This window comes from Herbaspirillum lusitanum P6-12, from assembly GCF_000256565.1.
GTDB classification, from domain to species: Bacteria; Pseudomonadota; Gammaproteobacteria; order Burkholderiales; family Burkholderiaceae_D; genus Herbaspirillum; species Herbaspirillum lusitanum.
On sequence record NZ_AJHH01000416.1, the window covers coordinates 1 to 3,069 of the forward strand.

The 3,069-nt window shown below is 63.5% G+C and carries 2 protein-coding genes and 1 pseudogene; 2 read left to right on the forward strand and 1 reads right to left on the reverse strand.

All coding sequences use genetic code 11. The features are described 5' to 3' along the window. The coding region (locus HLUSI_RS0113430) for an acetyl-CoA hydrolase/transferase C-terminal domain-containing protein (RefSeq protein WP_016834469.1) at positions 1-1,310 on the reverse strand (1,310 nt) is incomplete at its 3' end. A gap of 139 nt (positions 1,311-1,449) precedes the next feature. On the opposite strand from HLUSI_RS0113430, the gene HLUSI_RS0113435 reads away from it, so the two are divergent. Together HLUSI_RS0113435 and HLUSI_RS0113440 are read left to right on the forward strand one after the other, a co-directional pair. Continuing rightward, positions 1,450-2,370 (forward strand): LysR family transcriptional regulator, encoded by a 921-nt coding sequence (locus HLUSI_RS0113435; RefSeq protein ID WP_016834470.1) that lies wholly within the window; start codon positions 1,450-1,452, stop codon positions 2,368-2,370. Positions 2,371-2,485: 115 nt separating this feature from the next. Beyond that, positions 2,486-3,069: pseudogene (locus HLUSI_RS0113440) on the forward strand (FUSC family protein); the annotation flags it as partial.

Here is a 3,069-nt window from a genome sequence, read left to right on the forward strand (position 1 = left end):
GCCAGGCCGCGCAGATCAGCCAGGCCGAACTCGGTGACCAGCACATCGACGTCGTGCTCGGTGTGATCGACGTGCGACACCATCGGCACCACGCTGGAAATATCGCCGCCCTTGGCCGCTGCCTTGGTGACGAAAATCGACAACTGCCCGTTGCGCGCGAAGTCGCCCGAGCCGCCGATGCCGTTCATCATGTGGGTGCCGCCGACGTGCGTCGAGTTGACGTTGCCGTAGAGATCGAATTCGAGCGCGGTGTTGAGCGCGATGATGCCGAGGCGGCGCACCAGCTCGGGATGATTGCTGATCTCTTGCGGGCGCAGCACGATGCGCGAGCGGTAGTACTCGAGATTGCGCATGAACTTGTCGTTCATGGCCGACGACAGCGTAATCGACGATGCCGAGGCGAAGCGCAGCTGGCCCGAATCGAGCAACTCGATCGCGCTGTCCTGCAGCACTTCGGAAAACATCGTGAGATTGCGAAACGATGATTGCGTCAATCCGTGCAGCACCGCGTTGGCGATGGTGCCGATGCCGGCCTGCAGCGGCGCGAGTTCTTCACCCATGCGCCCGGCTGCCACCTCTCCTTCGAGGAAACGGATCACGTGGCCGGCAATGGCCTTGGTTTCGTCGTCGGGCGGCAATACGCTGGACGGACTGTCGGGCATGTCGGTGACGACGATGGCGGCGATGCGCGCCGGATCGAACGGAATGGCGCGCGTGCCGATGCGCTGCTCGGGGCTGGTCAACGGTATCGGCTGGCGCCCCGGCCTGCCTTGCGGCAAATAGATATCGTGCAATCCGGCCAGCGCTGCCGGTACGCTGGTGTTGAGTTCGATGACGATCATCCTGGCTTGCTCGATGAAACTGGCGGAGTTGCCCACCGACATGGTCGGGATGATGCCTTCGCTGGTGATCGCCGCCGCTTCGACCACCGCAATGTCGATCGGTCCCAGTGTGCCGTTGCGCAACTGCTCGGCGGTTTCCGACAGATGCTGGTCGATGAACATGACCTCACCGGCGTTGATCTTGCGCCGCAACGCCGCGTCGACCTGGAACGGCATGCGCCGCGCCAGCAGCCCCGCTTCCGCCATCAGGCCGTCGCTGTCGTTGCCCAATGAGGCACCGGTGATCACGGTGAAGCGCAGCGCCTCTTCCGCGCCGCGTTCGGCCAGCGCACGCGGGATCGCCTTGGCGTCGCCGGCGCGTGTGAAGCCGCTCATGCCGATGGTCATGCCGGTACGGAACAGCCGGGCGGCATCGCCGGCCGACATGACTTTACCGGCCAGCGTCGGCGGAATACGTTCGGAATGCATCTGGTTCTCCTGCTCGTTTCTGGAAAGACAAAAGGGATTTCTGTCCTTTTTTTGCATGAGTATAGAATCGGCAAATCATGCACCGTATGATTTAAACTCTCGTGAACCAGTCGTTTTTCGCATACCTGAAAGCACCATCATGGACATCCGCGCCCTGCGTTACTTTTCAGAAACCGTCCGGCTCAACAGTTTCAGCCGCGCCGCCGACGCCCTGCATGTGACGCAATCGACGGTCAGCAAGATGGTGCGCCAGCTCGAAGACGAGATCGGCGCGCCGCTGCTGATCCGCGCCGGGCGCAGCCTGCAGCTGACCGACACGGGGCGCGTCGTGTATGAACAGGCGCAGCAGATCCTGGCGGGCGTGCAGCGTCTCAACACCGAAGTCAACAACACCCGCAACCTGCGCCAGGGCCATCTGGAGATCGGCATCCCGCCGATGGTGAACATCCTTTGCACGCCGGTGCTGAAAGCCTTCCGCGAGCGCCATCCCGACATCGCCATCACGCTGCTGGAAGACACCGGTCCGCAGATCGAGCAGCGCGTCGTCGCCGGCACGCTGGAAATCGGCATGACAGTGCTGCCCATCGCGCCTGAACTGGAACTGGAAATGACGCCGGTGGCGGCCTATCCGATCTGGGCCGTGGCGCAAGCCGGACGCTTTCAGAAAAACCGCAGCACGCTGCCGTGCAGGGCGCTCAAGGACATGCCGCTGGTGTTGCTGAACAACGAGTTCGGCCTCACCCGCACCTTGCGCAACATGTTTCGCGATACCGGCATCGCGCCGGAAGTGGCGGCCCAGAGCGGGCAATGGGATTGGCTGGTGGCCATGGCGCTGGCCGGCATGGGCGTGGCCTTGCTGCCGGAACCCTTCATCCACCGGCTGGCTTCCGATCAATTGCAATCGGTGCGGCTGGTGGAACCGGAGGTGCAGTGGCAAGTGGCTTATGTCACGCGCGGCGGTTATCTGTCGCATGCGGCGCGCGCCTGGCTGGCGCTGAGCAGTGAATTGTTTGCTGGCGGGCCGCCCGCTACAGGCAGGAAAGTCGCCAAAGGTGGATAAAAACTCCTATGAAAATTCCGACTGCATCTACTGAAATTAAGTCATACCAGCAATAACGGCAGTTTCTATACTGGCGGCATTCCCTTATCCGTTGCAGCTTCAGCCCACCGCCAGCATGCCGCCGCTCTCCTCCTTCTCCGCGCCGTTGACGTCGCTCACGTCGCCTCTGGCCATGCACGTGCGTCGCTGGGCGGTCAACTTTCCGATGCGCCACGCCAGCCTGTCGGAAGGACTGCGCGCCGCCCTGGCTGCCGGGACCATGCTGCTGGTCGGCGAATGTTTGCACAATCCGCTGTTTTCCTGGGCCGCCATCGGCGCCTTCCTGACCTGTCTGGCCGACAGCGCCGGCTCCAATCGCTCACGCCTGGCATCGATGGGCGGCTTCGCACTGGCATCGACGATGGGCGGCATGTTCGCCGCCACACTGAGCGGCATGGGCATGCCCGCCGGCTTGCTGGCCATCATGGTCTGTGCCGGCATCGCCGGTTTTTCACGTATCTACGGCGCCGCTACCGGCCTGGTGCTGATGCTGGCGGCCGGGGTATCGGCGATCCTGGCCGACTTCCCGGTGACGCTGCTGCCGCTGCAGCACAGCCATGTCGCGATCTATTTTTCCGGGTGCGCCTGGGCTACGCTGCTGGGCCTGAGCGTGTGGCGCATCCATCCGTTTGCACCGGCGCGCCAGGCGGTTGCGCGCGT